Genomic DNA, 26454 nt, shown 5'->3' with positions numbered 1-26454 from the left:
TTGCGCATCCCTCGTCTCGTCACCTTCGCCGTGTTCCTCGCGGCGCTGTGGGCCTGGCTGCCCGCGCACTCGGCGGAAGGCAACGTCGCCGTGATCGAGCAGGCCCGGGTGGCCGTCACCGTCGCGGGCCGCGAGAAACCGGCAGCCGCCGCGACCCTGCCGTTCGCCTGGGACGAGCGCGAAGGTGCGGTCGAAGGACAGGCGCGCTTCACGATGCCGTTGCCCGCCGCGGCGCCCGGGCCGCCGCAGTCGCTCTACATCCCGCGCATGGGCAACACGTACCGCGTCGTGTTCAACGGCAGGGAACTCGCGCGCTTCGGGGAGCTTCCCGCCGATCCCCACGTCGACACGACCCAGCAGCCCCAGTTGATCGACGTGCCCGATGCACTGCTGCAGCCATCGAACGTGCTGGAGATCACCGTGGGCGCGTCGATCGCGCGACGCGCCGGCTTGTCGCCCGTGGTGTTCGGCCCGCGCGACGAGCTCCACCGGCGGTATGCGGCCAACCGCCTGTGGCAGGTGAGCGGCTCGCGCGTGGTTGCCGCCGTGAGCGGCGTGCTGGGTGTGCTCGCACTGGTGGTGTGGCTGCGCCGGCGCGATCGGATGTTCCTCTATTACGGCCTCGGGGAGGTCGCGTGGTCCCTGCAGACGATGCGGGTGCTGACGGAAACCACGCCGGTGCCGTGGCCGTGGTCCGGCATCGTCGTGACGTCCGCGTTCCATGCCGCGCCCGCGCTGCTCTGCAAGTTCGCGCTGGCCGTCGTCGGCCGCGAGAAGGGGTTCGTGGGACGCGCGATGGACGTGCTCGTGGTCCTCGCCGTGCCCGCCGCCGTGGCGTGGCTGGCGTTCGGCGTGCTGTGGATCGGGCCCGCGTTCCAGCTGGCCTCGCTGCTCGCCGGGCTTGCGATGGCGGTGATCGTCGTCCGCGCGACCTGGGGCAGCAAGCTGCTGGAGGAACGCGTGCTTTGCGGGGCGGTGCTGCTCATCATCGCGTGCGCGATCCGCGACAACGCCGTGCTTCGGCTGTCCCGTCACGCCTTCGACGTGGTGCCGTGGGTGCGCTTCGCCTGGGTCGGGTTCGCGATGAGCATGGCCTGGGTGATCGCCGAGCGCATGCGCAAGGACGGTCTCGCGGTCGCCCAGCTCAACGACAGCCTGCTGGCCGAGCGCCAGCGCCTCGTGCGCGACCTGCACGACGGCCTCGGCAGCCACCTGGTCACGGCGCTGATCTCCGCGCAGAAAGGCCGCGCGACGGCCCAGGATCTCACCCGCGAGCTGAGCGAAGCGGTGGACCGTCTGCGGATCACGGTGGATGCGATGCACGAAGCCGAGGGCGACATCACGGCCGCGCTCGCCGCGGTGCGCCACCGGCTGGGGCCGCGCCTGCAGGTGGCGGGCGTCGAACTGCACTGGGAGGTCGAGCCGTTGCCGGCGGCGCCCGGCTGGGGTGTGCGCGAGGCCCACCACCTGCAGATGCTGCTTTACGAAGCGTTCGGCAACGTGGTCGCCCATTCGCGGGCGAGCCACGCGCGGCTTGCAGCGCGCCCGCACGGCGCCGACGGGAAGCACGTGCACATCGAACTGAGCGATGACGGAACGGGATTCGACGCGGATTCCGCTCGCCAGCGCGGCGGCAAGGGCCTGGCCAACATGCAGGCACGCGCGGCTGCGCTGCGGGGCCGGCTCGAGCTGGATTCGAAGCCGGGTGGCACCCGGCTCGCGCTGGTGATACCGCTCGGGTGACTCAGCGCCTGCGCGTCTTGATCCCCAGCTGTTCCTTGCTCTTGTCGATGCGGGCCTGGCGCTTCTCGTTCTCCCGCTCGACCACCTTGCGCTTGGTGTAGCCGGACATGTCCGCCCAGGTCCACCAGGCCACGGCCAGCCCGAACGGGGCGAGGACGACCCACCAGCTCCAGGTGGCCACGGGGCCGAACTCCAGGTACTTCATGGCCAAGAGGATGATCCCGAGTCCCAGCAGATACATGATCCTTGCGTCAACCGCACTCACTAGAATGGCGTTGTGAAGACTGTACCGCAACTGATCCATCCCACGACCAGAGGAACCCCGATGAAACGCGCACTTCTCGCCTTGGCTGTTGCCGCCGCCGCCACGTCGCCGGCGTTCGCGCAGCTGGACCTCGCGCAGTCGAAAAACTGCCTGACCTGCCATGCCGTCGACAAGAAGCTCGTCGGTCCCGCCTACAAGGATGTCGCCGCCAAGTACGCCGGCGACAAGACCGCGGCCGACAAGCTGGCGCAGAAGATCATGAAGGGCGGCTCCGGCGTGTGGGGCCCCGTGCCGATGCCCGCGAACCCGCAGGTGAACGAAGCCGAGGCGAAGAAGCTCGCCGCCTGGGTGCTGTCGCTGAAGTAATCCCGACGCCAGGAAAGCAAAAGCCCGCTTCGGCGGGCTTTGTCGTTTCCGGCGTCGCGCGGATCAAACGGTCTGGGCGAGCTGCTCCAGGATCGCGGGGTTTTCCAGCGTCGAGGTGTCCTGCGTGATCGCCTCGCCCTTGGCGATGGAACGCAGCAGGCGGCGCATGATCTTGCCGCTGCGCGTCTTGGGCAGGTTGTCGCCGAAGCGGATGTCCTTCGGCTTGGCGATGGGACCGATCTCCTTGCCGACCCAGTTGCGCAGCTCGTTGGCGATCTGCCTGGCCTCATCGCCCGTCGGACGCGGGCGCTTCAGCACCACGAAGGCCACAACGGCTTCGCCCGTCAGCTCGTCGGGACGCCCCACCACCGCGGCCTCGGCCACCATGTCGGTCTTGGCGACCAGCGCCGACTCGATCTCCATCGTGCCCAGGCGGTGGCCCGAGACGTTCAGCACGTCGTCGATGCGCCCCGTGATGCGGAAGTACCCGGTCTTCGCGTCGCGCACGGCGCCATCGCCCGCGAGGTACACCTTGCCACCCAGTTCCTCGGGGAAGTAGCTCTTCCTGTAGCGTTCCGGATCGCCCCAGATCGTGCGGATCATCGACGGCCACGGGCGCTTGACCACCAGCAGGCCGCCCGCCCCGTTCGGGATGTCCTTGCCGGTCTCGTCGACGATGGCGGCCATGATGCCCGGCAGCGGCAGCGTGCACGAGCCCGGTACCGTGGGCGTTGCGCCCGGCAGCGGCGTGATCATGTGGCCGCCGGTTTCGGTCTGCCAGAAGGTGTCGACGATGGGGCAGCGCTCGCCGCCGACGTTCTTGTGGTACCACATCCACGCTTCGGGATTGATCGGCTCGCCCACCGTGCCGAGGATGCGCAGGGACGACAGGTCCCAGTTCTTCGGGTGCACCTTGTCGTCGGTCTCCGCCGCCTTGATGAGCGAGCGGATCGCTGTCGGGGCCGTGTAGAACACCGTGGTCTTGTGTTTCTCGATCATCTGCCAGAAGCGGCCGGCGTGCGGAAAGGTCGGGATGCCTTCGAAGATGATCTCCGTCGCACCGGCCGCGAGCGGGCCGTAAGCGACGTAGGTGTGGCCCGTCACCCAGCCGATGTCGGCCGTGCACCAGAACACATCCTGCGGCTTGATGTCGAACACCCAGTCCATCGTCAGCTTGGCCCACAGGAGGTAGCCGCCGGTGGAATGCTGCACGCCTTTCGGCTTGCCGGTGGAACCGGAGGTGTAGAGGATGAAGAGCGGATGCTCCGCGCCCACGGGCACCGGCGCGCATTCCGTGCCCTGCCCTTGCAGCACCTCGGCGAAGGTGTTGTCGCGGCCGGCCACCATGTTGCAGGGCGTCGCGGTGCGCATGTAGACGAGCACGGACTTGAGCGTGTCGCAGCCGCCCATGGCGATCGCCTCGTCGACGATGGCCTTCAGCGGCATCTCCTTGCCGCCGCGCATCTGGTAGTTGGACGTGACCACCGCGACGGCTCCGGCATCGATGATCCGCTCGTTCAGCGCCTTGGCCGAGAAGCCGCCGAACACCACACTGTGCGTCGCGCCGATGCGCGCGCAGGCCTGCATCGCCACCACGCCCTCGATGCCCATCGGCATGTAGACGATGACGCGATCGCCCTTCCTGATGCCTTGTGCCTTCAGCGCGTTGGCGAACTGGCCCACCTTTGCGAGCAGTTCCTTGTACGTGACCTTGGTGACCGCGCCGTCGTCGGCCTCGAAGATGATGGCCGTCTTGTTCTCGACAGCCGTGCCCATGTGCTTGTCCAGGCAGTTGGCGGACGCGTTCAGCTCGCCGTCGTCGAACCACTTGTAGAACGGGGCGTTCGATTCGTCCAGGGTCCTGGTGAACGGCTTGGTCCACTGCACGTTGTCGCGGGCCAGCCGCGCCCAGAAGCCTTCGAAATCCTTGTCGGCTTCCTTGCACAGCGCGTCGTACGCCGGCATGCCGGAAATTCGCGCCGCCTTGACCGCCTGCTCGCTCGGGGGAAAGACGCGGTTTTCGACCAGGACCGATTCGATGTTGCTCATGAGGCTTGTCTCCGTTGCAATGGAATTGGCCGTAATGTCAGTCTTGCCACTTACAGGCGACTGACGCGAATCGACAGGGGAAATCTACACCATCTTCTCCGGCCGGACCCACTCGTCGAACTGCTCCGGCGTGACGAAGCCGGTGGCGATGGCGGCCTCGCGCAGGCTGGTGCCTTCCTTGTGCGCCTTCTTCGCGATCTGCGCCGCCTTGTCGTAGCCGATGTGCGGGTTCAGCGCCGTGACCAGCATCAAGGAACGATCGACCAGCTCCTGGATGCGCTCGCGGTTGGGCGTGATGCCCACGGCGCAGTGGTCGTTGAAGCTCGCCATGCCGTCGGCCAGCAGCCGCACGCTTTGCAGGAAGTTGTGCGCGATCATCGGCCGGAACACGTTCAGCTCGAAGTTGCCGGAGGCGCCGCCGAAGTTGATCGCGACGTCGTTGCCGAACACCTGGCAGCACAGCATGGTCACCGCCTCGCTCTGCGTCGGGTTCACCTTGCCCGGCATGATCGACGAGCCCGGCTCGTTCTCCGGGATGCTGATCTCGCCCAGGCCGCTGCGCGGCCCGCTCGCGAGCCAGCGGATGTCGTTGGCGATCTTCATCATGCTGGCCGCGAGCGTCTTGAGCGCGCCGTGCGCGTGCACCAGCGCATCGGCCGCGGCCATCACCTCGAACTTGTTGGGCGCGCTGACGAACGGCAGGCCGGTGAGGCGCGCGAGTTCGGCCGCGACTTTCTCCGCGTAACCGGGCGGCGCATTGAGCCCGGTGCCCACGGCCGTGCCGCCCAGGGCGAGCTCGCACAGGTGCGGCAGCGTGCCATGCAGGTGGCGGTCGCACTGCTCCAGCTGCGCCACGTAGCCCGAGAACTCCTGGCCGAGTGTCAGCGGCGTGGCGTCCTGCAGGTGCGTGCGGCCGATCTTGACGATGTCCCTGAACTCCGCGGACTTGGCGGCGAGCGTGGACTTGAGCTTCATCAGCGAGGGCATCAAGCGGTCGCGGATGCTCTCGACGGCGGCCACGTGCATCGCCGTGGGGAAGACGTCGTTGGACGACTGGCTCTTGTTCACGTCGTCGTTCGGGTGGATCAGGCGCCCTTCACCGCGCGGGCCGCCGAGGATCTCGCTGGCCCGGTTGGCCAGCACCTCGTTGACGTTCATGTTGGTCTGGGTGCCCGAGCCGGTCTGCCACACGACCAGCGGGAACTCGTCATCGTGCTCGCCGGCCAGCACTTCGTCGCAGGCCGCGATGATCGCCCCGGCCTTGTCCTGCGACAGTAGGCCCATCAGGTGATTGACCACGGCCGACGACCGCTTGACCTGTACCAGCGCCCGGATGATTTCCTTCGGCTGGCGCTCGCCCGAGATCGCGAAGTTCTGCAGGGAGCGCTGCGTCTGCGCGCCCCACAGGTGCTGGGCGGGCACCTCGATCGGCCCGAAGGTGTCCTTCTCGATCCGCATCCTCATGTGTTGCGCCCTGTTGACAGTGGGACAGGCCCAGACCGTAGCAGTTTTCACGGTCCCTGTGCCCCGGCGGTATCAAGCCTCGGCAGATCGCCCCACGGATGAGCTATCCGGGGCTTAATGCGAAACCATGCAGCCCTTTCACGAGTTCCTGGTGCGCTGGTCGCAGGCGGACGTCTCCGCCACCGCCTACGCCGTCTTCCACGCGGGAAGCGACCGCCCGGAACACGCCTTCCTCGCCGAGCAACTGCGGGCCGTAGCGCATCGCTGGCACCGCGGGCTGCACCTGGAGATCCGCCACATGCAGCAGCGGATGCCGGGCGTCGAGCGCTGAAGCCCGGGGCTGGATGTCGAGACGGCGCAGGAATGGGACCGTCTCAACACGATCCAGTTCGGCTTCCGCGCGCGTCCCATGCGCTAGCGCATCGCCTCAGCGCAAGGGAGCGTGCGCTCGGCGGTCCCCTCGGTGTCCGCACGGCGCAGTTCGACGCAGATGCGAACGCGCATGCCGTCCTGCCGCTCCGCCCAGATGCGGCCCCCGTGCGTGTCGACGATCGATCGGCAGATCGACAGCCCGAGGCCGGTGCCCCGGCGGTCGTCCTGCGCCTGCCAGAACACCTGGAACATGCGGTCCATGATCTCGGCCGGCAGGGGCGGCCCGCTGTTCGCGACGAAGAAGCGGACGCAGGCGGGATGGGCCTGCGCGCCCACGACCACGCGCCCCGGTCGCATCGTGAATTTCAAGGCGTTGTCCAGGAGGTTGCGGAACACGCGCACGATCCGCTGCGGATCCGCCTGGACCTGCGGCAGATCCTCCGGTGCCTGCACTTCGAGAGCGATGCCGGCGCGCTCGAAGCGCGGGCGAGCTTCCCTCACCGCCCTTGCCAGCACGTCGCCGGCGCGAACCGGTGCCATCTGGAGCATCGATTGCCCGCGCTGCGCCACGGTGACGGCCAGCAGGTCATCGACGAGTCCGGACATGTCGCGCGCGACGTCTCCGATCAGCACGGCGGAATCGCGCAAGCCGTCGCCCTGGGGCAGCTTCTGCGCCTGCAGTTCGGCCACCTTCGCCATCGTGACGATCCCGCTCAAGGGGCTGCGCAGGTCGTGCGTCACGACGGCCAGGATTTCTTCGCGGTCGCGCACGATGCGTGACGCGCGCACCAGTGCCTGCGCAACCTCGTCGGCTTCAGCCAGGTTCAGCTGCGGCACCTGCACTTCCTCGCCCCGCGCGAGCGCGGCGGCCGGGGGAATCAAACCACGGATGTCGCGGCTGACCCGGTTCGCGAGCAGCCTCGCCAGCACGATGCCCAATACGAGGAGCAACGCGGTACCGGAAGCGAGCCACAGCATCGAGAAGCGAAGTTGCGCGGCGAACATCGCGCGCGGGATGCCGATGGCGACCGACCAGCTCGACACGGCCGACCGGCTGAAGACGCTCTGGACCGGGATGCCCTCGAGCGTGGTCGTCTCCACGTGCCCCTCGTCTTCTTCGGCGATCCTGCGCACCAGGGCCGGCGCGCCCTTCTTCCCGACGTACTCGTCCGCGCGATGCGTGCGCGCGACCACCGTCCCCTGGCTGTCGAAGATCGCGCCGACCCAGCCTTCGGGCAGGTGTTGTCCCCTCAGGATTTCGCCGAGCTGGTCCGTGAGGAAGCCGAGCGACAGCACGTAGGCGACCCGGCCGTCGCGCCGCACGGGCACGTCGATCGCGATCAGCGGCCGGCCGGCGACGGGCCCCTCGAACAGGTCGGAAACCATGGGACGGCCCGTTTCGATCACGCGGTGCAACTGCGGGAGGTTGCCGTGCATCGGCAGCGGGCTTCCGTAGTCGCGCAAGGTATTGAGCAACTGCTGCCCGGCGGGGTCGCTCAGGACGATGTTGTTGCCCGGCAGGCCGCCCAGGGCCTGGCGCGCCTGCCGGTGGAACGCGTCCAGATCGGCGGACGCCAGGTATGGGGAGGTCGCGAGCACCTGCAGCGAGTACGTCGCGCCGTCGAGCTGGCGGTCGACCGCCTGCACGAGGGCGCGCGCCGTCGCCAGCGTGTTCTCCTCCACCAGCTTCTTCTGGTGCTGGTAGGAATACCCGAGGAGGAACGCTGCCGCCAACGCCGCCGGGGCGAGGGCGGCGATCACGAGACGGGTCAGGTGTCCTTGCATCTTCACGCGCTGGAACTCCTCGTTGGCGGAATGCATGCGGTCACTGTGCGTCAGCCGCCGGGCGCCGAGTTGAGCTTGCTCAAGACCGGTCGGGCTGCACCCGGCGAACGGACGCCTTTCGCGTGAGCGCCTGTAAATGCGCTGCGTCAAAGTTCGTGATTCCGTGACCGGGAACATCCGGGCCGCCCTGCGCCGCGGTCCCGGGTACTCAGCAGCGGGTGGGATAATTGGCCCGAAGCCTTCCCTACCGCCTGCAAGACCATGACGACGACCTTCCGAGCCGACGACCTGATCGAATCGATCGCCGGCGCCCTCCAGTACATCTCCTACTACCACCCCGCCGACTACATCGCGCACCTGGCCCGGGCCTACGAGCGGGAGCAAAGCCCCGCGGCCAAGGACGCGATCGCGCAGATCCTCACCAACAGCCGCATGAGCGCGACGGGCCACCGCCCGATCTGCCAGGACACCGGCATCGTGAACGTGTTCCTCAAGATCGGCATGGACGTGCGCTTCGAGGGCTTCACCGGCAGCCTGGAAGACGCGATCAACGAAGGCGTGCGCCGCGGCTACAACCACCCGGACAACACGCTGCGCGCCTCGGTCGTGGCCGATCCGCAGTTCGAGCGCAAGAACACGAAGGACAACACGCCGGCGGTGATCTTCACCGAGCTCGTGCCGGGGAACACGGTCGACATCACCGTCGCCGCCAAAGGCGGCGGCAGCGAGAACAAGAGCAAGTTCGTGATGCTCAACCCGAGCGACTCGGTGGTGGACTGGGTGCTCAAGACGGTGCCGACCATGGGCGCGGGCTGGTGCCCGCCCGGCATGCTGGGCATCGGCATCGGCGGCACCGCGGAGAAGGCGATGCTCATGGCGAAGGAGTCGCTCATGGACGACATCGACATGTACGAGCTGCTGCAGCGCGGACCGAAGAACAAGACCGAGGAACTGCGACTGGAACTGTACGAGAAGGTCAACGCGCTGGGCATCGGCGCGCAGGGCCTGGGCGGCCTCACCACCGTGCTGGACATCAAGATCAAGATGTACCCGACCCACGCGGCCAGCAAGCCGGTGGCCATGATCCCGAACTGCGCCGCGACGCGCCACGCGCATTTCGTGATGGACGGCTCGGGCCCGGTGTACCTCGACGCACCGAGCCTGGACCTGTGGCCGAAGGTCGAATGGGCGCCCGACTACGACAAGAGCAAGCGCGTCAACCTTGACACGCTGACGAAGGAAGAAGTCGCGAGCTGGAAGCCGGGCGACACGCTGCTGCTGAACGGCAAGATGCTCACGGGCCGCGACGCCGCGCACAAGCGCATCCAGGACATGCTGGCCAGGGGCGAGAAGCTGCCGGTGGACTTCACCAACCGCGTCATCTACTACGTCGGCCCGGTCGATCCGGTCAAGGGCGAAGCCGTCGGCCCCGCGGGTCCCACCACCGCGACCCGCATGGACAAGTTCACCGAGATGATGCTCAGCTCCACGGGCCTGATCGCAATGATCGGCAAGGCCGAGCGCGGACCGGTGGCCATCGAGGCGATCCGCAGGCACAAGAGCGCGTACCTGATGGCCGTCGGCGGCGCCGCCTACCTCGTCTCGAAGGCGATCAAGAAAGCCAAGGTCGTCGGCTTCGCGGACCTGGGCATGGAAGCGATCTACGAATTCGACGTGGTCGACATGCCGGTGACGGTCGCGGTCGATGCCGGCGGTACCAGCGCGCACATCACCGGTCCCGCCGAGTGGCAGCAGCGCATCGCGACCGGCGAGTTCAAGGGCATCGCCGTCGCGGCCTCTTGATCGGCGTCTTCGATTCCGGCGTCGGCGGCCTGAGCGTGCTGCGCGCCCTGCGCGCGCAGCTGCCGGGCGAGCCCTTCACGTACTTCTCCGACGGCGAGCACGCGCCCTACGGCGAACGCGACGAAGCGTTCGTCGCGCAGCGCTCGCTGTCGATCACGCGCGAACTGGTCGAGCGGCACGATGCGCGGCTGGTCGTCGTCGCCTGCAACACCGCCACCGCGGCGGCGATCCACCTGCTTCGCGAGGAATTCCCCGCCATCCCCTTCGTCGGCATCGAGCCGGCCCTCAAGCCCGCCGCGCTGGTGACGAAGAGCGGCCGTGTCGGCGTGATGGCCACGCGCGCGACGCTCGCCAGCAGCAAGTTCGCGGCATTGCTGCACAGCGTGGAAGGCCAGGCGGAATTCATCCTGCAGCCCTGCGACGGCCTGGCGCATGCGATCGAACGCGGTGATGCGACGCGCATCCGTTCGCTGTGCGAGCAGTACTGGCAAGCCATCCGCGCGCGCGCCGAAGTGGACACGCTCGTACTCGGATGCACGCATTACGCGCTGGAGGAGGATCTCCTGCGCGCGGTGGTCGGGCCGGACGTGACGCTCATCGAACCCGGCCCCGCCGTGGCCCGGCGCGTCGCGCAGCTTCTCGCCGGCTAGTGAAGATGCCGCGGCCGGCGACCGCCGCCATGGCCGCCGCCCGGCCCGCCGCTGCCGCGCGGCGGCTTGCCGATTTCGAGTGAACTCACCAGCGCGTCGAAGCGCTGCGAGAACAGGCGATCGACCTCCGCGACCACGCCGCCCAGCTCCGACGCGTCGAAGTGGCGCTCCATCAGGGCCACCACGTCCTCGACCAGCAGGTCGCGTTGCACCTGCATGATGGCCGCGGGCGTCGGGCCGACGAACAGCATCAGGAAATCGTCGCGCGCCTCGCCTTCGGGCGGCTCTTCCTCCTCGTCGAACTCGGCGTCGTAGAACGTCACCTCGATGGCGGCGCCCTGCTCCGACAGCTCGTTGAGGCTCATGCACATCTCGTCGAGGCTCTGGCGGAAATCCTCGTCGCCGTCCACCGTCCAGCACATGCGCAGGACGTGTTCGGGCGCGTCGAACTTGATGCCGGGCTCCTCCTCGTACGCGCTCGTGGCGGCATCGGCGAGCGATTTCGCGCCGGCGTATTTCCACAGCGGCTTGAGCGCCTCCTGCAGCTGGGCATACGTCACGTCAGGACGCAGCTGCACGTCGCCGTGCACGTGGATTTCGAAGGGGGCGTTGTCGTAGCTAGGCATGGAGAGGGTCGCCCTTTCTGGTACCTCGGGCCGGAATCGAACCGGCACGCCGCCCAAGGGCTAAGCGGCGGATTTTAAGTCCGCTGTGTCTACCTATTTCACCACCGAGGCTCCGGCCTCATTGTGGCGCATCGGTGAGGGGAAGACCTGGAGGCGCGTCCCGGAGTCGAACCGAGCTAAACGGATTTGCAATCCGCTGCATAACCGCTTTGCTAACGCGCCGGTATGCCGATAACAAAACGGGAAGCCAAGCTTCCCGTTTTGAAGATTTGGAGCGGGCAAAGAGTCTCGAACTCTCGACCTCAACCTTGGCAAGGTTGCGCTCTACCAACTGAGCTATGCCCGCATCTGAGCCTCGAATTATAGCGTAGTTTTTTGCCGTTCCCGCGCGGCTCAGTGTTTGACCGACAGAGGCTTCGCCACATCCGGGGACGGCGCGATGGGCGCCGCCGCGGTTGCGGCTTCGTCGTCGGCCAGCGGCGTCGGCACGCGCTCGAGTGCCACCTCGAGCACCTTGTCGATCCACTTCACCGGCACGATCTCGAGCCCGTTCTTCACGTTCTCGGGAATCTCCTGCAGGTCCTTGGCGTTTTCCTCGGGGATCAGCACCGTCTTGATGCCGCCGCGCAGGGCCGCCAGCAGCTTTTCCTTCAGGCCGCCGATCGCGGTGACTTCGCCGCGCAATGTGATCTCACCGGTCATCGCCACGTCCGCCCGCACCGGGATGCCCGTCAGCGCCGACACCAGGGCCGTCGTCATGGCAGCGCCGGCGCTGGGGCCGTCCTTCGGCGTTGCGCCATCGGGCACGTGGATGTGGATGTCGTTCTTGTCGAACATCTCGTTCTTGATGCCGAGCACCCGCGAGCGGCTGCGCACCACCGTGCGCGCGGCCTCCACCGACTCCTTCATCACGTCGCCGAGCGAGCCCGTGCGCAGGATGTTGCCCTTGCCCGGCATCAGCGCCGCCTCGATCGTGAGCAGGTCGCCGCCGACTTCCGTCCACGCGAGGCCCACCACCTGGCCGACCTGGTTCTGCTGCTCCGCGCGGCCGTAATTGAACTTGCGCACGCCGAGGAAGTCGTTGAGGTTCTCCGCGTTCACGACGACCTGGGGCTGCATCTTCTTCAGCTGCAGGCCCTTGACCACCTTGCGGCAGATCTTCGACAGGTCGCGCTCCAGCGAACGCACGCCCGCTTCGCGCGTGTAGTAGCGGATGATGTCGCGGATGGCGTCCTCGGTGACCTCGAGTTCGTTTTCCTTCACGCCGTTGTTCTTCATCTGCTTGGGCAGCAGGTACTTGCGCGCGATGTTGGCCTTCTCGTCCTCGGTATAACCGGACAGGCGGATCACTTCCATCCGGTCCAGCAGGGCCGGCGGGATGTTCATCGAGTTCGACGTGGCCACGAACATCACGTCCGACAGGTCGAAATCGACCTCGACGTAGTGATCGCTGAAGGTGTGGTTCTGCTCGGGGTCCAGCACTTCCAGCAGGGCCGACGACGGATCGCCGCGGAAGTCGGTCCCGAGCTTGTCGATCTCGTCCAGCAGGAACAGCGGATTGCGCGTGCCGACCTTCGACAGCGACTGCAGCACCTTGCCCGGCAGCGCGCCGATGTAAGTGCGGCGGTGGCCGCGGATCTCGGCCTCGTCGCGCATGCCACCCAGCGCCATCCGCACGTACTTGCGGCCCGTGGCCTTCGCGATCGACTGGCCGAGCGACGTCTTGCCCACGCCGGGCGGGCCGACCAGGCACAGGATGGGCGCCTTCACCTTGTCCACGCGCTGCTGCACCGCGAGGTACTCGAGGATGCGGTCCTTGACCTTCTCGAGGCCGTGGTGGTCTTCGTTCAGCACGTCCTCGGCATGCGAGAGGTCGTGCTTGATCTTGGTCCGCTTGCTCCAGGGCAGCGAGGTGAGCACCTCGATGTAGTTGCGCACCACGGTCGCCTCGGCGGACATGGGCGACATCAGCTTGAGCTTCTTGAGTTCCGCGTCGGCCTTCTTCTTGGCCTCCTTGGGCATCTTGGCGGCCTTGATCTTCTTCTCGATCTCCTCGATGTCGGCGCCTTCCTCGCCTTCGCCGAGTTCCTTCTGGATCGCCTTGACCTGCTCGTTCAGGTAGAAGTCGCGCTGGTTCTTCTCCATCTGGCGCTTCACGCGCCCGCGGATCTTCTTGTCGACGTTGAGGATGTCGACCTCGCGCTCGATCTGCTCGAACAGGTTCTCCAGGCGCTCCTTCACTCCCGCGAGGTCGAGCACGACCTGCTTGTTATCGAGCTTGAGCGGCAGGTGGGCGGCGATGGTGTCCGCCAGGCGCCCCGGGTCGTCGATGCTGGAGATCGACGTGAGGATCTCCGGCGGGATCTTCTTGTTGAGCTTGACGTACTGGTCGAACTGCTGCATCACCGCGCGGCGCAGCGCCTCGATCTCCGCCGACTTGGCATCCTCGGCCGAGGCATCCAGCGGCGTGACGGTGGCGACGAAGTGCGACTCGCCCTCGGCGATCTTGGTGACGCGGGCCCGCTGCTGGCCTTCGACGAGCACCTTCACCGTGCCGTCGGGCAGCTTCAGCATCTGCAGGATGGTGGAGACGCAGCCGACCTCGAACATGTCGCTGGTCGACGGCTCGTCCTTCGCCGCGGTCTTCTGGGCGACGAGCATGATGCGCCGCTCGGCTTCCATCGCCGCCTCGAGCGCCTTGATGCTCTTGGGCCGTCCCACGAACAGCGGGATGACCATATGGGGGAAGACCACCACGTCACGCAGCGGCAACAGGGGCAGCTGGATGGGATCGGTGGGCAGGGGGGTATGTCCGGACATGGGACTCCTTGTGTTCTATCAGCCCAATATGGACTGCGCCGGGTCGATTTCAACCCGGGATGGCGTCATGCCTTCTTGGCTGCCTCGCGGTAGACCAGCAGCGGGGGCTTGCTCTCCTCGATCGTGGACTCGTCCACGACGACCTTGTCCACGTTGGCGGTGTTCGGAAGCTCGAACATCGTGTCGATGAGCGCCTGCTCCAGGATCGAGCGCAGGCCGCGCGCGCCGGTCTTGCGGGCGAGCGCCTTGCGGGCGATGGCGCGCAGCGCGTTCGGGCGGATCTCGAGGTCCACGCCTTCCATCGACAGCAGCTTGCCGTACTGCTTGACCAGCGCGTTCTTCGGCTCGGTCAGGATCTGCACCAGCGCGTCCTCGGACAGCTCGGAGAGCGTCGCGACCACGGGCATGCGGCCGACGAGTTCGGGGATGAGGCCGAACTTGATCAGGTCTTCCGGCTCGACCTCGCGGAACACGTCCGTGAGGCTGCGTTCCTTCTTCGTGCGCACCGTGGCGCCGAAGCCGATGCCCGAGGACTCGGTGCGCTGCTCGATGACCTTCTCCAGGCCCGCGAACGCACCGCCGCAGATGAACAGGATGTTGGTCGTGTCGATCTGCAGGAAATCCTGGTTCGGGTGCTTGCGCCCGCCCTGCGGCGGCACGCTGGCCATCGTGCCTTCGATCAGCTTCAGCAGCGCCTGCTGCACGCCCTCGCCCGACACGTCGCGGGTGATCGAGGGGTTGTCGCTCTTGCGCGAGATCTTGTCGATCTCGTCGATGTAGACGATGCCGCGCTGCGCCCGCTCCACTTCGTAATTGCAGTTCTGCAGCAGCTTCTGGATGATGTTCTCGACGTCCTCGCCGACATAGCCGGCTTCCGTGAGCGTCGTCGCATCGGCCATGACGAAGGGCACGTCGAGCATGCGCGCGAGCGTTTGCGCCAGCAGCGTCTTGCCCGAGCCGGTGGGGCCGATCAGCAGGATGTTCGTCTTGGCGAGCTCGACGTCGTCCTTCTTGGCCTTGTCCTTGTGGCGCAGGCGCTTGTAGTGGTTGTAGACCGCGACGGCGAGGCTGCGCTTGGCGGCCTCCTGCCCGATCACGTAGTTGTCCAGGTTGGACTTGATCTCGGAAGGCGTCGGCAGGTCGCCGCGCGCTTCACGGTTCTCCTCGCCGGTGGGCAGTTCGTCGCGGATGATCTCGTTGCAAAGATCGATGCACTCGTCGCAGATGAAGACCGAAGGGCCGGCAATGAGCTTCTTCACCTCGTGCTGGCTCTTGCCGCAGAACGAGCAGTAAAGCGTTTTCTCGCTGGAAGAGCCTTTCTTGTCGGCCATGGGGTTCCCGGTTAGCTGTCGTCAATGATAGCGAAAAGCCTCAGGCACCACCCGCGGGGGCGGGAGGCGCCGTTGCTGCGCTGCAACCGCCCGCGGGCGGTCAAGGCTCTATGGTGTCAGGGACGGTGGGCGATGACGTTGTCGACGAGGCCGTAGGCCTTCGCTTCCTCGGCATCGAGGAAATAGTCACGCTCCGTGTCGCGCTCGACCTTCTCGATCGGCTGGCCGGTCTTCTCCGCGAGGATGCGGTTCATCACGGCCTTGGTCTTCAGGATGTCCTTGGCGTGGATCTCGATGTCCGTCGCCTGGCCCTGGGCGCCGCCCAGGACCTGGTGGATCATGATCTTCGAGTTGGGCAGCGCGACGCGCTTGCCCTTCGCACCCGCGGCCAGCAGGAACGCGCCCATGCTTGCCGCCATGCCGGTGCACAGCGTGGACACGTCGGGCTTGATGAAGTTCATCGTGTCGTAGATCGCCATGCCGGCGCTGACGCTGCCGCCCGGCGAGTTGATGTACAGGAACACGTCCTTGTCCGGGTTCTCGCTCTCGAGGAACAGCAGCTGCGCCACGACGAGGTTGGCCGTCTGGTCGTTCACCGGCCCGACCAGGAAGATGATGCGCTCGCGCAGCAGGCGCGAATAGATGTCGTAGGACCGCTCGCCGCGGCCGGATTGCTCGATGACGATCGGCACCAGCCCGAGGGCCTGGGTTTCGAGTGCGCTCATGGGGGAAGTGGCTCCGGAAATCTTTGGTGAGTACTGTATCGCCAAAAGCAGATGGGGCTTGCGGACCGAACCGCAAGCCCCCAAAGACGCTGGATGCCGGGTCCGGCCCGGCATGACATCCTTACGCCTGCTGCTGCATCAGCTCGTCGAACGAGACCTGCTTCTGGACGACCTTCGCCTTCGACAGCACGAAGTCCGTGACATTGTTCTCGATGACGATCGCCTCGACTTCGCCCAGGCGGCGCGGGTCGCTGTAATACCAGCGCACGACTTCGGCCGGCTTCTCGTAGCTGGCGGCAAGCTCTTCCACGTGCTGCTTGATCTGCTCGGGCTTGGCCTGCAAGTTGTTCGACCGCACGAGCTCGGCCACCACCAGGCCCAGGCGCACCCGGCGCTCGGCCTGCGGCCGGAACATGTCGCCGGGAATCGGCGCCTTGTCGGCGTCCTTGATGCCGCGCTGCTTCAGGTCGGCGCGGGCCTGCTCGATCATGCGGTCGATCTCGGCCTGCACGCTCGACTTCGGCAGGTCGAGTTCGGCCTTCGCGACCAGGGCATCCATCACGGCATTCTTGTTGCGCGCGAGCAAGCGGAATTTCACTTCGCGCTCGAGGTTCTTCTTGATGTCGGCGCGCAGCGCTTCCACCGTGCCGTCGGCGATGCCGAGCGACTTGGCGAACGCCTCGTTCACTTCGGGCAGGTTCGCCACCTCGATCTTCTTCACGGTGACCAGGAAGTCGGCCTGCTTGCCGGCCACGTCCTTGCCGTGGTAGTCCGCCGGGAAGGCGAGCGGGAAGGTCTTGCTCTCGCCGGTCTTCATGCCGCGCACGGCATCCTCGAACTCCTTGAGCATCTGGCCTTCGCCGACGATGAACTGGAAGTCCTCGGCCTTGCCGCCCTGGAAGGGCTCGCCGTCGATCTTGCCCTCGAAGTCCACGGTGACACGGTCGCCGTCCTGCGCAGGCGCATCGTGCGGACGCTGCGCGAACGTGCGGCGCTGCTTGCGCAGGATGTCCACGGTCTTGTCGATCGCGGAGTCGGTCACTTCCGCGTCGAGCTTCTCGACTTCCGCGGATTCGAGGTCCCCGATCTTCACTTCCGGGAACACCTCGAAGACCGCGTCGAACGCGAGCTGGCCCTCGGGGGCGCCCTCTTTCTCGGTGATGCGCGGCTGGCCCGCGACACGCAGCTTGGCTTCGTTCGCGGCTTGCGCGAATGCCTCGCCCACCTTGTCATTCATCACCTCGTACTGCACGGAGTAGCCGTAACGCTGGGCCACCACGTTCAGCGGCACCTTGCCGGGGCGGAAGCCGTCCATCTTCACGGTGCGCGCCAGGCGCTTCAGGCGGCTGTCGACTTCCGAACGGATCGCGTCCGCCGGCAGCGTCAGGGTGATCTTGCGCTCCAGCTTTTCGAGGGTTTCAACGGTCACGGCCATATGTCGTCCTTGGCTCTCTCTTCGAAGAATGTTGTCGTGGTGCGCGGGGTCGGACTCGAACCGACACGCCGGTGAAGGCGTCAGGACCTAAACCTGGTGCGTCTACCAATTTCGCCACCCGCGCTCACCTTCAATGGAAACGGGCCGCCGAGAATCAACCCGGCAGCCCGCTGGAATCCGGCGAACTTGCGATTTTAACCGGGGATCGGCGCGAGCTCCCGGGTCGCTTCACGCGCCTCTTCCTCGGGCCGCTTCACCCGGAACCAGGCCGCGTACATCGCGGGCAAGGCCAGCAGCGTGAGGACCGTCGCGACGATCAGCCCGCCCATGATGGCCACGGCCATCGGGCCCCAGAACACCGAACGCGAGAGCGGGATCATCGCGAGCACGGCGGCCGCCGCCGTCAGCACGATCGGGCGCAGCCGCCGCACTGCCGACTCGACGATCGCGTTCCAGGCCGGGATGCCCTTCGCGCGGTCCTGCTCGATCTGGTCGATCAGGATCACGGAGTTGCGCTGGATCATGCCCATCAGCGCGATCACGCCGAGCAGCGCCACGAAGCCGAACGGGCGGTCCAGCACCAGCAGCGCGCCGGCCACGCCGGCGATGCCCAGCGGTCCCGTGATGAACACCAGCATCGAGCGGCTGAAGCTGTGCAGCTGCAGCATCAGCAGCGTGAAGGTGATGAACAGCATGACCGGCACGCCGGCGTTGATCGAGCCCTGCCCTTTCGAGCTTTCCTCGACGGCGCCGGCGACCTGGATCGCATAGCCCAGCGGCCACTTCGCCTCGAGCGCCTTCAGCTTCGGCAGCAACTCGTTGGTCACGGTCGCGCCCTGCAAGCCTTCGACGATGTCGCTCTGCACGGTGATCGCGTAGTCGCGGTTCTCGCGCCACATCACGCCGGGCTCCCACGTGAAGGTGGGCTTGGCGATCTGCGTGAGCGGGATGGCCTTGCCCGACGCCGTCGGCAGGTAGGCATTGCCCAGGTCGGTGATCGCGTTGCGCTCGTCCAGCGGCTGGCGCAGCACGATGTCGATCAGCTTGTCGCCCTCGCGGTACTGCCCGACATTCGTCCCGGCGAGGATGGTGCGCGAAGCCTGCGCGATCGACTGGCTCGTCACGCCCAGCGCGCGCGCCTTCGACTGGTCGACCTCCAGCCGCAGCACCTTCACCGATTCGTTCCAGTTGTCGTTCACGCCCCGCGTGTTCGGGCTCGCGCGCATCACGTCCTTCACTTCATCGGCGCGCTCGCGCAGCACCAGCGGATCCGGGCCGACGACGCGGAACTGCACGGGATAAGGCACGGGCGGGCCGTTGGGCAGCAGCTTCACGCGTCCACGCACTTCCGGGAATTCGGTCGCGAGCAGCGCCGGGAACTGCACGCGCAGGCGCTCGCGCGCCTTCAGGTCCGTCGGCATCACGATGAACTGCGACACGTTGGTCTGGGGGAAGACCTGGTCCAGCGGCAGGTAGAAGCGCGGCACGCCCGAGCCCACCCAGGTGCTCACGCTCGTCACGCCCGGTTCGCTGCGCAGGCGCTGGTCGACGCGCTTCGTGACCTCTTCGTTCGCCGCGAAGGACGTGCCCTCGGGGAACCAGATGTCGACCATGATCTCGGGCCGGCTCGAGTCGGGGAAGAACTGCTGCTGCACCTGGCCCATGCCCACGATGCCCAGCGCGAAGATCGCGATGGTGGCGGCTATCGTCTTCCAGCGGTGCTCGACGCACCAGTCCACCGCCCGGCGGAAGTTCCGGTAGAACGGCGTGTCGAAATGCTCGTGGTGGTCGCCGCTCACCGGCTTCGGCTTGAGCAGCGCCGTGCCGAGGTAAGGCACGAAGTAGACGGAAACGAACCAGCTCAGGACGAGCGCGATCACCGTCACGGCGAAGATGGCGTAGGTGTATTCGCCCACGGTGGATTTGGCCAGGCCGATCGGCAGGAAGCCCGTCGCGGTGATCAGCGTGCCGGTCAGCATCGGCATCGCCGTGATCTCGTAGGCGAAGGTGGCGGCGCGGACCTTGTCGTAGCCCTCCTCCATCTTCCGCACCATCATCTCGACGGCGATGATCGCGTCGTCGACCAGCAGGCCCAGCGCGATGATCAGCGAGCCCAGCGAGATCTTGTGCAGGCCGATGCCCCAGTAATCCATCGCGAGGAAGGTGACGGCCAGCACGAGCGGGATCGTGATCGCCACCACCAGGCCGGGGCGCACGTCGATGTACCAGCGCTTCCACAGCGGCAGCGTCGCGGCTTCGGGCCGCTTGTGCAGCCCGAGCGCAACGAAGCTCACGGCCAGCACGATCGAGATCGCCTCGACCAGCGTGTGCACGAATTCGCCCACGGAATTCGACACGGCCTTGGGCTGGTCCTGCAATTGCACGAGCTTGATGCCCGCAGGCAGGCCGTCCTCGATGCGGTGCATGTTCGCCTTGAGCGAGTTGCCCAGGCGGATGACGTCGCCGCCCTTGGCCATCGATACGCCCAGCGCGATCACTTCCTTCCCGTCGTGGCGCACCTTGACCTGCGGCGGATCGACGAAGCCGCGCTTGACCTCGGCGATGTCGCCCAGCCGCAGCTGGTTGCCGGAGGTGCCGCGGATCGGCATCGCGCGCAGCTGCTCGACGGCCTCGAACTGGCCGCCCACGCGCACCTGCACGACGTCGAGCGGCGTCTGCACGGCACCGGCGGACTCCACCGCGTTCTGCTGCCCGAGCTGCGCGAGCACCTGGTTGAAGTCCAGGCCCAGTTGTGCGAGCCGCTTCTGCGAGATCTCGACGTACAGCTTCTCGTCCTGCACGCCGAACAGTTCGACCTTCGCGACATCCTGCACGCGCAGCAGCTGCTGGCGCACGTCATCGGCGAACTGCTTCAATTCGGCGTAGCTGTAGCCGTCGGATTCCAGCGCATAGATCACGCCGTACACGTCGCCGAAATCGTCGTTGAAGAAAGGACCCTGGATACCCGGCGGGAGCGTGTACTTCATGTCGCCGATGTTCTTGCGCACCGTGTACCAGACGTTGGCGACGTCGCCGGGCTTCGAGTTGTCCTTGATCTGGAAGATGATCTGCGACTCGCCGGGCTTCGAGTAGCTGCGGATCTTGTCGGCGTAAGGCGCCTGCTGCAGCGAGCGCTCGAGCTTGTCGGTGACCTGCTCCGCGACCTGCTGCGCCGTCGCGCCCGGCCAGTACGTGCGCACGACCATGGCGCGGAAGGTGAACGGCGGGTCCTCGTCCTGCCCGAGCTGGAAGTAGGCGGCGAAGCCCAGCAGCATCAGCACGACCATCAGGTAGCGCGTGAGCGCAGGATGATCGAGGGCCCACTTGGAGAGGTTGAACTTCTCCTTCGGTTCGGCGGCAACGCTCATGCTCGCCTCACTTCGCCGCGGTCTTCACGGCGTCCTGCGCCACGGTGGCGCCCGGCCCGGCCAGGCGCTCGCGATAGATCGCGACCTTCTGGCCCGGCGAGAGCACGTGCACGCCGGCCGTCACGACCAGCATGCCGGGCACCAGGCCCGACGCGATCACCGCCTCGTTGCCGTCGGCCGTGGCGATCTGCACGGGTTGTGACTTCAACGTCATCGTCTGCTTGTCGAGCACCCACACCGCCGTGCCCCTGCCTTCCTGGCGCAAAGCGCTGGTGGGCAGCTTGATGACGGGCGTGCCGGCGATGCTCAGGGCTTGCGGCTGGACGTACACCGTCGCACCGAGCGGCGGCGCGCCGGCCGCATCGAGCGACACCTTGACCGGATACGTGCGCGTGACCGGGTCGGCGGCGGCCGCGACTTCGCGCACCTTGCCTTCGAGCTGCTTGTTGTCGGACCAGTTGCGCACGTTCACGGCCGATCCGGCCTTGATGGCAGCCACCTTGTCTTCGGGCACCGAGAACACGACGTCGCGCGAGCCGTCCTGCGCGATGCGGACCACCGTGGTGCCGGCCTGCACCACCTGGCCCGGCTCGGCCTCGACGGCGGTGATGACGCCGGCGACATCGGCCACGAGGTTGGTGTATGCGGCCTGGTTGCCCTGGTTTGCGAACTGCGCCTGCGCCTGGTCGAGTTGCGCTTGCGCCGCCTTCAGCGTCGTCTCGCGCCGCTCGAGTTCCGCGCCGCTGATGAAGTTCTGGTCGCGCAGCGCCTTGTAGCGCTTGAAATCCGCCGCCGCGAGATCGCGGTTGGTCAGCGCCGCGGCCACTTGCGCACGCGCGGCGTCGGCAGCCAGCTGGTAATCGCGCGCGTCCAGCTGCGCGAGCACTTCGCCCGGCTTCACGCGCTGGCCCACCTCGGCCTGGCGCCGTACGATCTTGCCGGCGACGCGGAAGCCCAGGCGCGATTCGATGCGCGGCTTCACTTCGGCGGCGAACTCGTGCGTCGATACGAAGGTGTCGAGGCCTACGGTCATCACCTTGACCGAGCGGATCGGCTCGGGCGGCGCCTCGTGGCGCGAGCAACCGGCCAGGACCAACCCGGCGAAGACGACGGCAAGGGACAGGCGCGCCGGGGCGCGGGAGGCGGAAAAGGGCATGGCGGGGGCTCGCTACTGACTGACTGGTTAGTAATCTAGAGGATCACCCTGGCCTTGTCAAGCGACAATCCGCCCCCATGCCGCCCGCCCACCCCTCTCCTGACAAGGCCCTGCTGCCGTTGCTCAAGGGAGTCTCCCGCTCGTTCTACCTGTCCATCCGTCTGCTGCCGGGCGGCTTGCGGCAGCCGGTCGCGCTCGGGTACCTCCTCGCCCGAGCCAGCGACACCCTGGCCGATGCGCCGGGCCTTGCGACCCAGGAACGGTTGCGCGCGCTGGATGATTTCGCGGCCGCGGTACACGGCGGCGCGGCAGTGCCGGCGGTCCGATCGACCGAAGGCATGACGCCGCAGGAGCAACTGCTGTTGCGGGAGCTGCCGCGGTGCATCGACGCGCTGTCGAGACTGGCGCCCGCAGACCGGGACGACGTGCACACCGTGCTCGGTCACATCGTGCGCGGCCAGCGCCTGGACGTCGAGCGCTTCGGGGATGCATCGGCTGACGACCCGCGCACACTCGCGAGCGCCGGGGAGCTCGACGAGTACACCTATCTCGTTGCCGGCTGCGTCGGGGAGTTCTGGACACGCGTCGGGATCCGGCACGTGCCGCGGTTCGCATCGCTGGGCGAACCCGAGATGCTCGAACTCGGTCGCACGTACGGCCAGGCCTTGCAATTGATCAACGTGCTGCGCGATGCGAACCGCGACCTCGCGATCGGGCGGCGCTACCTGCCGGCCGGCAGCGACCCGCAGCGCTGGATGGACCGCGCGCAGTCCGGCCTGGAAAGCGGCATGCGCTATGTCGGCGCGCTGCAGAACGCGCGGGTACGCGTCGCCAGCGCACTGCCGGCGCTGATCGGCGCACGCACGCTGTCGCTGTTGCGGGTCGAGGGACCCGGAGCGAAGGTGCGGCGGTCCGAAGTGCGCGCGCTGCTCTGGCGCACGCTCGTCGCGCTCGGTCGCAACGAATCGCTGCAGCGCGAATTCCGCCGGGCGCAGGACTGAGGCGCGGGCGATGGGACAATCGGCCGCGATGACACCGCAGCAATACGTCCAGGACAAGGCCGCCGGTTCGGGCAGCAGCTTCTATTACGCGTTCCTCTTCCTGCCCAGGCCCCGGCGCGCGGCGATCACCGCCTTCTACGCCTTCTGCCGCGAAGTCGACGATGTCGTGGACGAAGTGAGCGATCCGGGCGTGGCGCGCACCAAGCTGGCGTGGTGGCGCAGCGAAGTGGCCAGGTCCTTTCGCGGCCAGCCCGAGCACCCGGTCATGCGGGCGCTGATGCCTTGCGTGCCCGAATTCGGCATCGAGGAGCGGCAGCTGCAAGCTGTGATCGAAGGCTGCGAGATGGACCTGCAGCAGACGCGTTATCTCGACTTCGCAGGGCTGGAGAGATACTGCCATTACGTCGCCGGCATCGTCGGCGAGGTGGCGGCGCGCATCTTCGGCCAGTCGCGGCCCGAGACCACCGCGTACGCGCACAAGCTCGGGCTGGCATTCCAGCTCACGAACATCATCCGCGACGTCGGCGAGGACGCCATGCGCGGTCGCATCTACCTGCCCGTGAACGAGCTGCAGCAGTTCGAGGTCAAGGCCAGCGAGATTCTCGAGCGCGAGTACTCCGACCGCTTCGCCGCGCTGATGCGGTTCCAGGCCGAGCGCGCGCGCCGCCATTACGACGAGGCGCTCGCCTCGCTGCCCGACGAGGACCGGCGGGCGCAGAAGCCCGGGCTGATGATGGCGAGCATCTACCGCACGCTGCTCGATGAAATCGAGCGCGACGGCTTCCAGGTGCTGCACCAGCGGGTGAGCCTCACGCCCGTGCGCAAGTTCTGGCTGGCGTGGAAGGTGCAGGCGCTCGGGCGCCTGTAGGCCCGCCGCTCACTTCAGCAGGTCACAGAGCTCCGTGAGGTTCGTCAGGGTGACGTGCGGCTCGAGTTCGTGCGGCCACAGGTGGTCCGCGCGATTGATCCAGCCCGCCTGCATGCCGGCATTGAGCGCCCCGAGCGTGTCGAGCGTGGCGTCGTCACCCACGTGCAGCACGTCTTCCGGCATGACATCCACCGCGCCGGCCGCGGCGTGGAAGATCCGGGGATCGGGCTTGCCGACGCCGAACTCGCGCGCGGAGATGGCCGCCCGGAAGTACGAGGCGATCCCGACGCGCTCGAGGTCCGCATTGCCGTTGGAGACGCTCACCAGCGGGAATCGCCGCGACAGGAATTCCAGCGCGGGCCGGGCGTCCTCGAACAGGTCCACGCGCTGGCGCTCGGCGAAGAACACCTCGAAGGCCCTGTCCGCCAGCAGCGGGTTCTCGCCCGCGCGATAAAGGGCCAGCCGGATCGACTCGCGCCGCACGGCGCTCAGGTCATGTTTCAGCTCGGGCCGGTTGCTCGCCATGTAGTCGCGGATCTCGCGCAGCGCCGACGGGCTCGAAAAGAGCGCCGCCGCCATCGGCGCGTTCTCGCCCAGCCAGTCGTGCAGCACTTTCTCGGCGCGCTCGATGGTCGGCCAGATCGGCCACAGCGTGTCATCGAGGTCGAGGCTGATCGCCTTGATCCGGGAGGTGTCGAGCATTCAGTGAGAATAACGCATGCCTGCCGGAATTCTCTATTGCAACCTGGGTACGCCCGAAGCGCCGACGGCGTCCGCGGTGCGGCCGTACCTGCGCGAATTCCTGTCGGACCGCCGGGTGGTCGAGATCCCGCGCGCCGCGTGGCTGCCGCTCCTGTACGGCGTCATCCTGCCGCTGCGCGCGCCCAAGTCGGCGGCCAAGTACGCGAGCATCTGGACACCGGACGGCTCGCCGCTGCAGGTCTGGACCGAGCGGCAGGCCAAGCGGCTGCAAGGCTGGTTGGGCGAGCGCGGTCACCGCATCGTCGTGCGCCACGCCATGCGCTACGGCAAGCCGTCGATCGCTTCGCAACTGGACGCACTCGTCAAGGCCGGCGCGACCCGCATCCTGGTCCTCACCGCGTACCCGCAGTATTCGGCCACGTCGACGGCCAGTGTCATCGATGCGGTGAACGCATGGAGCGCCGGCGTGCGCGCGTTGCCCGAGCTGCGCTTCGTGAACCGCTACCACGACGACGATGGCTATGTCGATTCGCTGGTGCGCCGCATCGAGCGGCACTGGCGCGAGCACGGCCGCCCCGACCACCTGGTCCTGAGCTTCCATGGCGTGCCCGAACGCACGGTCAAACTGGGCGATCCTTACCGCGACGAATGCGTGGAGACCGCAAGGCGCGTGAGCGGCCGCCTGGGACTGGCGCCCGAGCAATGCACCGTCAGCTTCCAGTCGCGCTTCGGGCGGGCCAAGTGGGTCGGGCCGGCCACCGATGCCACGTTGCGCGCGCTCGGAAAGCGCCGCCTCGCGCGGGTCGATGTCGCCTGTCCCGGCTTCGTGGCCGATTGCCTCGAGACGCTCGAGGAAATCGCCATCGAAGGGCGCCGGGCGTTCCTCACCGCCGGCGGGAAGGACTTCCACTACATCCCCTGCCTGAACGACGACACGCCGTGGATCGCGGCGCTCGGCGGGATCGCCGAACGCCACCTGGCCGGCTGGCCGACGCGCTGATCAGGACAGCGCCGCGGCCGGCTTCGGCGTGCCGGCCGCAACGTCGTTCTGGTCGATGAACGACTTCACCAGGTCCAGTTGCTCCGGCACGTTGAGCGCGGGCGCATGGCCGCAGCCCGGGATCTCGACGACGCGCGTGATGCCGCGCGCGCCCGGCCCGCGCCGCATCATCTCGTCGGTCGCATCGCGCAGCACCAGGTCGGACTCGACGCCGCGCAGGCACAGAACGGGAATCTCGATCGCGTCGTAGTGCGCCCAGATGTCGTAGTCGTTCGGGTGATCGGTGAACTGGCGCACCATCTGCGGGTCGTAGTGCGGCGTCCAGCGGCCGTCGGGCAGCCGGCGTGCGGACGTCTCGGTCAGGCGCCGCCACTGCGCATCGCTGAGCCAGCCGTAGGGCTTGTAGACCTGGCGGAAGAAGCCTTCGAGTTCCGCCATGCTCGCGAAGGCCGGCGGATGGCCCGCATAGGCGCGGATGCGCGCCAGGGCCGGCTCCGCCAGCCGCGGCGCGTTGTCGTTCAACACCAGGCTCCTGATACGGCCCTTCAGCTGCGGCTGGAAGAGCCCCGCCGCGCACACCGTGCCGATCGCGCCGCCCATCGACGTGCCGACCCAATGCGCCTCGTCGATGCCGAGGCGATCCATCAGCTCGGCGGCCAGGCGTGCGTAGAAGGCCAGCGTGTACTCCCTGGCCGGCTCGGGGCTCCATTGGCTGAAGCCCCGGCCCAGCGTGTCGGGACAGATCACGCGGTAGCGCGACGCGAGGTGCTGCGCGAGTTCGTCCATGTCGCGGCCGGTGCGCGCGAGACCGTGCCACGCGATCACGGTGCGCTCGTGCTGCGCGCCCCATTCGGTGTAGTGGATCTCGCGGCCCGCGCAGGTCGCGTAGCGTGAGCTGTAGCGCATCGAATTCTCCCTGGGAGCA

The 26454-nt window shown here is 67.3% G+C and carries 21 protein-coding genes and 4 tRNA genes; 8 read left to right on the top strand and 17 right to left on the bottom strand.

Annotated features, from left to right (window positions below):
• A complete protein-coding gene (locus AC3EF3_RS07425) occupies positions 1-1743 on the top strand; it encodes a sensor histidine kinase (protein WP_488531513.1) in 1743 nt (580 codons plus the stop codon).
• A 1-nt stretch (position 1744) separates the two neighbouring features.
• Here the strand turns inward: AC3EF3_RS07425 and AC3EF3_RS07420 are convergent, their stop codons facing one another.
• Positions 1745-1984, bottom strand: coding sequence for a TIGR04438 family Trp-rich protein (locus AC3EF3_RS07420; protein ID WP_488531512.1), 240 nt, complete (start codon positions 1982-1984; stop codon positions 1745-1747).
• Positions 1985-2068: 84 nt separating this feature from the next.
• Between AC3EF3_RS07420 and AC3EF3_RS07415 the strand changes: the two genes are divergently transcribed.
• Positions 2069-2374 (top strand): c-type cytochrome, encoded by a 306-nt coding sequence (locus tag AC3EF3_RS07415; protein ID WP_488531511.1) that lies wholly within the window; start codon positions 2069-2071, stop codon positions 2372-2374.
• A 63-nt stretch (positions 2375-2437) separates the two neighbouring features.
• Here AC3EF3_RS07415 and acs read toward each other — a convergent pair whose 3' ends face one another.
• Positions 2438-4423 carry an acetate--CoA ligase gene (acs, locus tag AC3EF3_RS07410; RefSeq protein WP_488531510.1) on the bottom strand — a complete coding sequence of 662 codons (1986 nt, stop codon included), beginning with the start codon at positions 4421-4423 and terminating at the stop codon, positions 2438-2440.
• Positions 4424-4507: 84 nt separating this feature from the next.
• On the bottom strand, positions 4508-5887 hold the full coding sequence (fumC, locus tag AC3EF3_RS07405; RefSeq protein ID WP_488531509.1) for a class II fumarate hydratase: 1380 nt from the start codon (positions 5885-5887) through the stop codon (positions 4508-4510).
• Between the two features lie 127 nt (positions 5888-6014).
• Here fumC and AC3EF3_RS07400 point away from each other — a divergent pair, with 127 nt between their 5' ends.
• Complete coding sequence (locus AC3EF3_RS07400; protein WP_488531508.1) at positions 6015-6218, top strand: hypothetical protein; 204 nt, start codon at positions 6015-6017, stop codon at positions 6216-6218.
• Positions 6219-6301: 83 nt separating this feature from the next.
• On the opposite strand, the gene AC3EF3_RS07395 is transcribed toward AC3EF3_RS07400, so the two are convergent.
• Positions 6302-8080: a sensor histidine kinase gene (locus AC3EF3_RS07395; RefSeq protein WP_488531507.1), complete on the bottom strand. Its 1779-nt coding sequence runs from the start codon at positions 8078-8080 to the stop codon at positions 6302-6304.
• 225 nt (positions 8081-8305) lie between these two features.
• Here AC3EF3_RS07395 and AC3EF3_RS07390 point away from each other — a divergent pair, with 225 nt between their 5' ends.
• Positions 8306-9847 carry a fumarate hydratase gene (locus tag AC3EF3_RS07390; protein WP_488531506.1) on the top strand — a complete coding sequence of 514 codons (1542 nt, stop codon included), beginning with the start codon at positions 8306-8308 and terminating at the stop codon, positions 9845-9847.
• Complete coding sequence (gene murI, locus AC3EF3_RS07385) at positions 9844-10497, top strand: glutamate racemase (RefSeq protein WP_488531505.1); 654 nt, start codon at positions 9844-9846, stop codon at positions 10495-10497. Before AC3EF3_RS07390 ends, murI begins: the two co-directional genes overlap by 4 nt.
• On the opposite strand, the gene AC3EF3_RS07380 is transcribed toward murI, so the two are convergent.
• From AC3EF3_RS07380 to AC3EF3_RS07330, 11 genes are all read right to left on the bottom strand, one after another.
• Positions 10494-11123, bottom strand: a complete 630-nt coding sequence (locus AC3EF3_RS07380) for a DUF6806 family protein (protein WP_488531504.1) — start codon at positions 11121-11123, stop codon at positions 10494-10496. The two genes, murI and AC3EF3_RS07380, sit on opposite strands and share 4 nt — an antisense overlap.
• A gap of 18 nt (positions 11124-11141) precedes the next feature.
• A tRNA-Leu gene (locus tag AC3EF3_RS07375) sits at positions 11142-11234 on the bottom strand.
• Positions 11235-11271: 37 nt separating this feature from the next.
• Positions 11272-11345: transfer RNA gene (locus tag AC3EF3_RS07370), tRNA-Cys, on the bottom strand.
• A 48-nt stretch (positions 11346-11393) separates the two neighbouring features.
• Positions 11394-11469: transfer RNA gene (locus tag AC3EF3_RS07365), tRNA-Gly, on the bottom strand.
• Between the two features lie 47 nt (positions 11470-11516).
• Positions 11517-13943: an endopeptidase La gene (lon, locus tag AC3EF3_RS07360; RefSeq protein WP_488531503.1), complete on the bottom strand. Its 2427-nt coding sequence runs from the start codon at positions 13941-13943 to the stop codon at positions 11517-11519.
• 65 nt (positions 13944-14008) lie between these two features.
• Positions 14009-15274, bottom strand: a complete 1266-nt coding sequence (gene clpX / locus AC3EF3_RS07355; RefSeq protein WP_488531502.1) for an ATP-dependent Clp protease ATP-binding subunit ClpX — start codon at positions 15272-15274, stop codon at positions 14009-14011.
• Between the two features lie 116 nt (positions 15275-15390).
• Positions 15391-15999, bottom strand: a complete 609-nt coding sequence (gene clpP / locus AC3EF3_RS07350) for an ATP-dependent Clp endopeptidase proteolytic subunit ClpP (RefSeq protein WP_488531501.1) — start codon at positions 15997-15999, stop codon at positions 15391-15393.
• A 121-nt stretch (positions 16000-16120) separates the two neighbouring features.
• Positions 16121-17434 carry a trigger factor gene (gene tig, locus AC3EF3_RS07345; RefSeq protein WP_488531500.1) on the bottom strand — a complete coding sequence of 438 codons (1314 nt, stop codon included), beginning with the start codon at positions 17432-17434 and terminating at the stop codon, positions 16121-16123.
• A gap of 37 nt (positions 17435-17471) precedes the next feature.
• A tRNA-Leu gene (locus AC3EF3_RS07340) sits at positions 17472-17558 on the bottom strand.
• 70 nt (positions 17559-17628) lie between these two features.
• Positions 17629-20802, bottom strand: coding sequence for an efflux RND transporter permease subunit (locus tag AC3EF3_RS07335; protein ID WP_488531499.1), 3174 nt, complete (start codon positions 20800-20802; stop codon positions 17629-17631).
• A 7-nt stretch (positions 20803-20809) separates the two neighbouring features.
• A complete protein-coding gene (locus AC3EF3_RS07330; protein WP_488531498.1) occupies positions 20810-21958 on the bottom strand; it encodes an efflux RND transporter periplasmic adaptor subunit in 1149 nt (382 codons plus the stop codon).
• Between the two features lie 77 nt (positions 21959-22035).
• Here AC3EF3_RS07330 and AC3EF3_RS07325 point away from each other — a divergent pair, with 77 nt between their 5' ends.
• Together AC3EF3_RS07325 and hpnD are read left to right on the top strand one after the other, a co-directional pair.
• Entirely contained in the window at positions 22036-22959 is a 924-nt protein-coding gene (locus AC3EF3_RS07325; RefSeq protein WP_488531497.1) for a squalene/phytoene synthase family protein, read from the top strand.
• A gap of 28 nt (positions 22960-22987) precedes the next feature.
• Positions 22988-23827 (top strand): presqualene diphosphate synthase HpnD, encoded by an 840-nt coding sequence (gene hpnD / locus AC3EF3_RS07320; protein WP_488531496.1) that lies wholly within the window; start codon positions 22988-22990, stop codon positions 23825-23827.
• Positions 23828-23836: 9 nt separating this feature from the next.
• Here the strand turns inward: hpnD and AC3EF3_RS07315 are convergent, their stop codons facing one another.
• The gene (locus AC3EF3_RS07315) at positions 23837-24529 is read right to left on the bottom strand and encodes an HAD family hydrolase (RefSeq protein WP_488531495.1); all 693 of its coding nucleotides are present in this window, start codon (positions 24527-24529) and stop codon (positions 23837-23839) included.
• A gap of 16 nt (positions 24530-24545) precedes the next feature.
• Between AC3EF3_RS07315 and hemH the strand changes: the two genes are divergently transcribed.
• The gene (gene hemH / locus AC3EF3_RS07310) at positions 24546-25529 is read left to right on the top strand and encodes a ferrochelatase (protein ID WP_488531494.1); all 984 of its coding nucleotides are present in this window, start codon (positions 24546-24548) and stop codon (positions 25527-25529) included.
• Here the strand turns inward: hemH and AC3EF3_RS07305 are convergent, their stop codons facing one another.
• Positions 25530-26435: an alpha/beta fold hydrolase gene (locus AC3EF3_RS07305; protein WP_488531493.1), complete on the bottom strand. Its 906-nt coding sequence runs from the start codon at positions 26433-26435 to the stop codon at positions 25530-25532.
• Between the last annotated feature and the right edge of the window lie 19 nt (positions 26436-26454).

It is taken from the genome of Ramlibacter sp. GS1-15 (assembly GCF_057785015.1).
The sequence above is the reverse complement of the archived record's forward strand: the minus strand, read 5'-3'. Positions and strand labels throughout refer to the sequence as shown.

Coding starts and splice junctions, on each gene's coding strand:
- AC3EF3_RS07420 (WP_488531512.1), bottom strand. CDS start 1,984: ATGTATCTGCTGGGACTCGGGATCATCCTCTTGGCCATGAAGTACCTG.
- AC3EF3_RS07415 (WP_488531511.1), top strand. CDS start 2,069: ATGAAACGCGCACTTCTCGCCTTGGCTGTTGCCGCCGCCGCCACGTCG.
- acs (WP_488531510.1), bottom strand. CDS start 4,423: ATGAGCAACATCGAATCGGTCCTGGTCGAAAACCGCGTCTTTCCCCCG.
- fumC (WP_488531509.1), bottom strand. CDS start 5,887: ATGAGGATGCGGATCGAGAAGGACACCTTCGGGCCGATCGAGGTGCCC.
- AC3EF3_RS07400 (WP_488531508.1), top strand. CDS start 6,015: ATGCAGCCCTTTCACGAGTTCCTGGTGCGCTGGTCGCAGGCGGACGTC.
- AC3EF3_RS07395 (WP_488531507.1), bottom strand. CDS start 8,080: ATGCATTCCGCCAACGAGGAGTTCCAGCGCGTGAAGATGCAAGGACAC.
- AC3EF3_RS07390 (WP_488531506.1), top strand. CDS start 8,306: ATGACGACGACCTTCCGAGCCGACGACCTGATCGAATCGATCGCCGGC.
- AC3EF3_RS07380 (WP_488531504.1), bottom strand. CDS start 11,123: ATGCCTAGCTACGACAACGCCCCCTTCGAAATCCACGTGCACGGCGAC.
- lon (WP_488531503.1), bottom strand. CDS start 13,943: ATGTCCGGACATACCCCCCTGCCCACCGATCCCATCCAGCTGCCCCTG.
- clpX (WP_488531502.1), bottom strand. CDS start 15,274: ATGGCCGACAAGAAAGGCTCTTCCAGCGAGAAAACGCTTTACTGCTCG.
- clpP (WP_488531501.1), bottom strand. CDS start 15,999: ATGAGCGCACTCGAAACCCAGGCCCTCGGGCTGGTGCCGATCGTCATC.
- tig (WP_488531500.1), bottom strand. CDS start 17,434: ATGGCCGTGACCGTTGAAACCCTCGAAAAGCTGGAGCGCAAGATCACC.
- AC3EF3_RS07335 (WP_488531499.1), bottom strand. CDS start 20,802: ATGAGCGTTGCCGCCGAACCGAAGGAGAAGTTCAACCTCTCCAAGTGG.
- AC3EF3_RS07330 (WP_488531498.1), bottom strand. CDS start 21,958: ATGCCCTTTTCCGCCTCCCGCGCCCCGGCGCGCCTGTCCCTTGCCGTC.
- AC3EF3_RS07325 (WP_488531497.1), top strand. CDS start 22,036: ATGCCGCCCGCCCACCCCTCTCCTGACAAGGCCCTGCTGCCGTTGCTC.
- hpnD (WP_488531496.1), top strand. CDS start 22,988: ATGACACCGCAGCAATACGTCCAGGACAAGGCCGCCGGTTCGGGCAGC.
- AC3EF3_RS07315 (WP_488531495.1), bottom strand. CDS start 24,529: ATGCTCGACACCTCCCGGATCAAGGCGATCAGCCTCGACCTCGATGAC.
- hemH (WP_488531494.1), top strand. CDS start 24,546: ATGCCTGCCGGAATTCTCTATTGCAACCTGGGTACGCCCGAAGCGCCG.
- AC3EF3_RS07305 (WP_488531493.1), bottom strand. CDS start 26,435: ATGCGCTACAGCTCACGCTACGCGACCTGCGCGGGCCGCGAGATCCAC.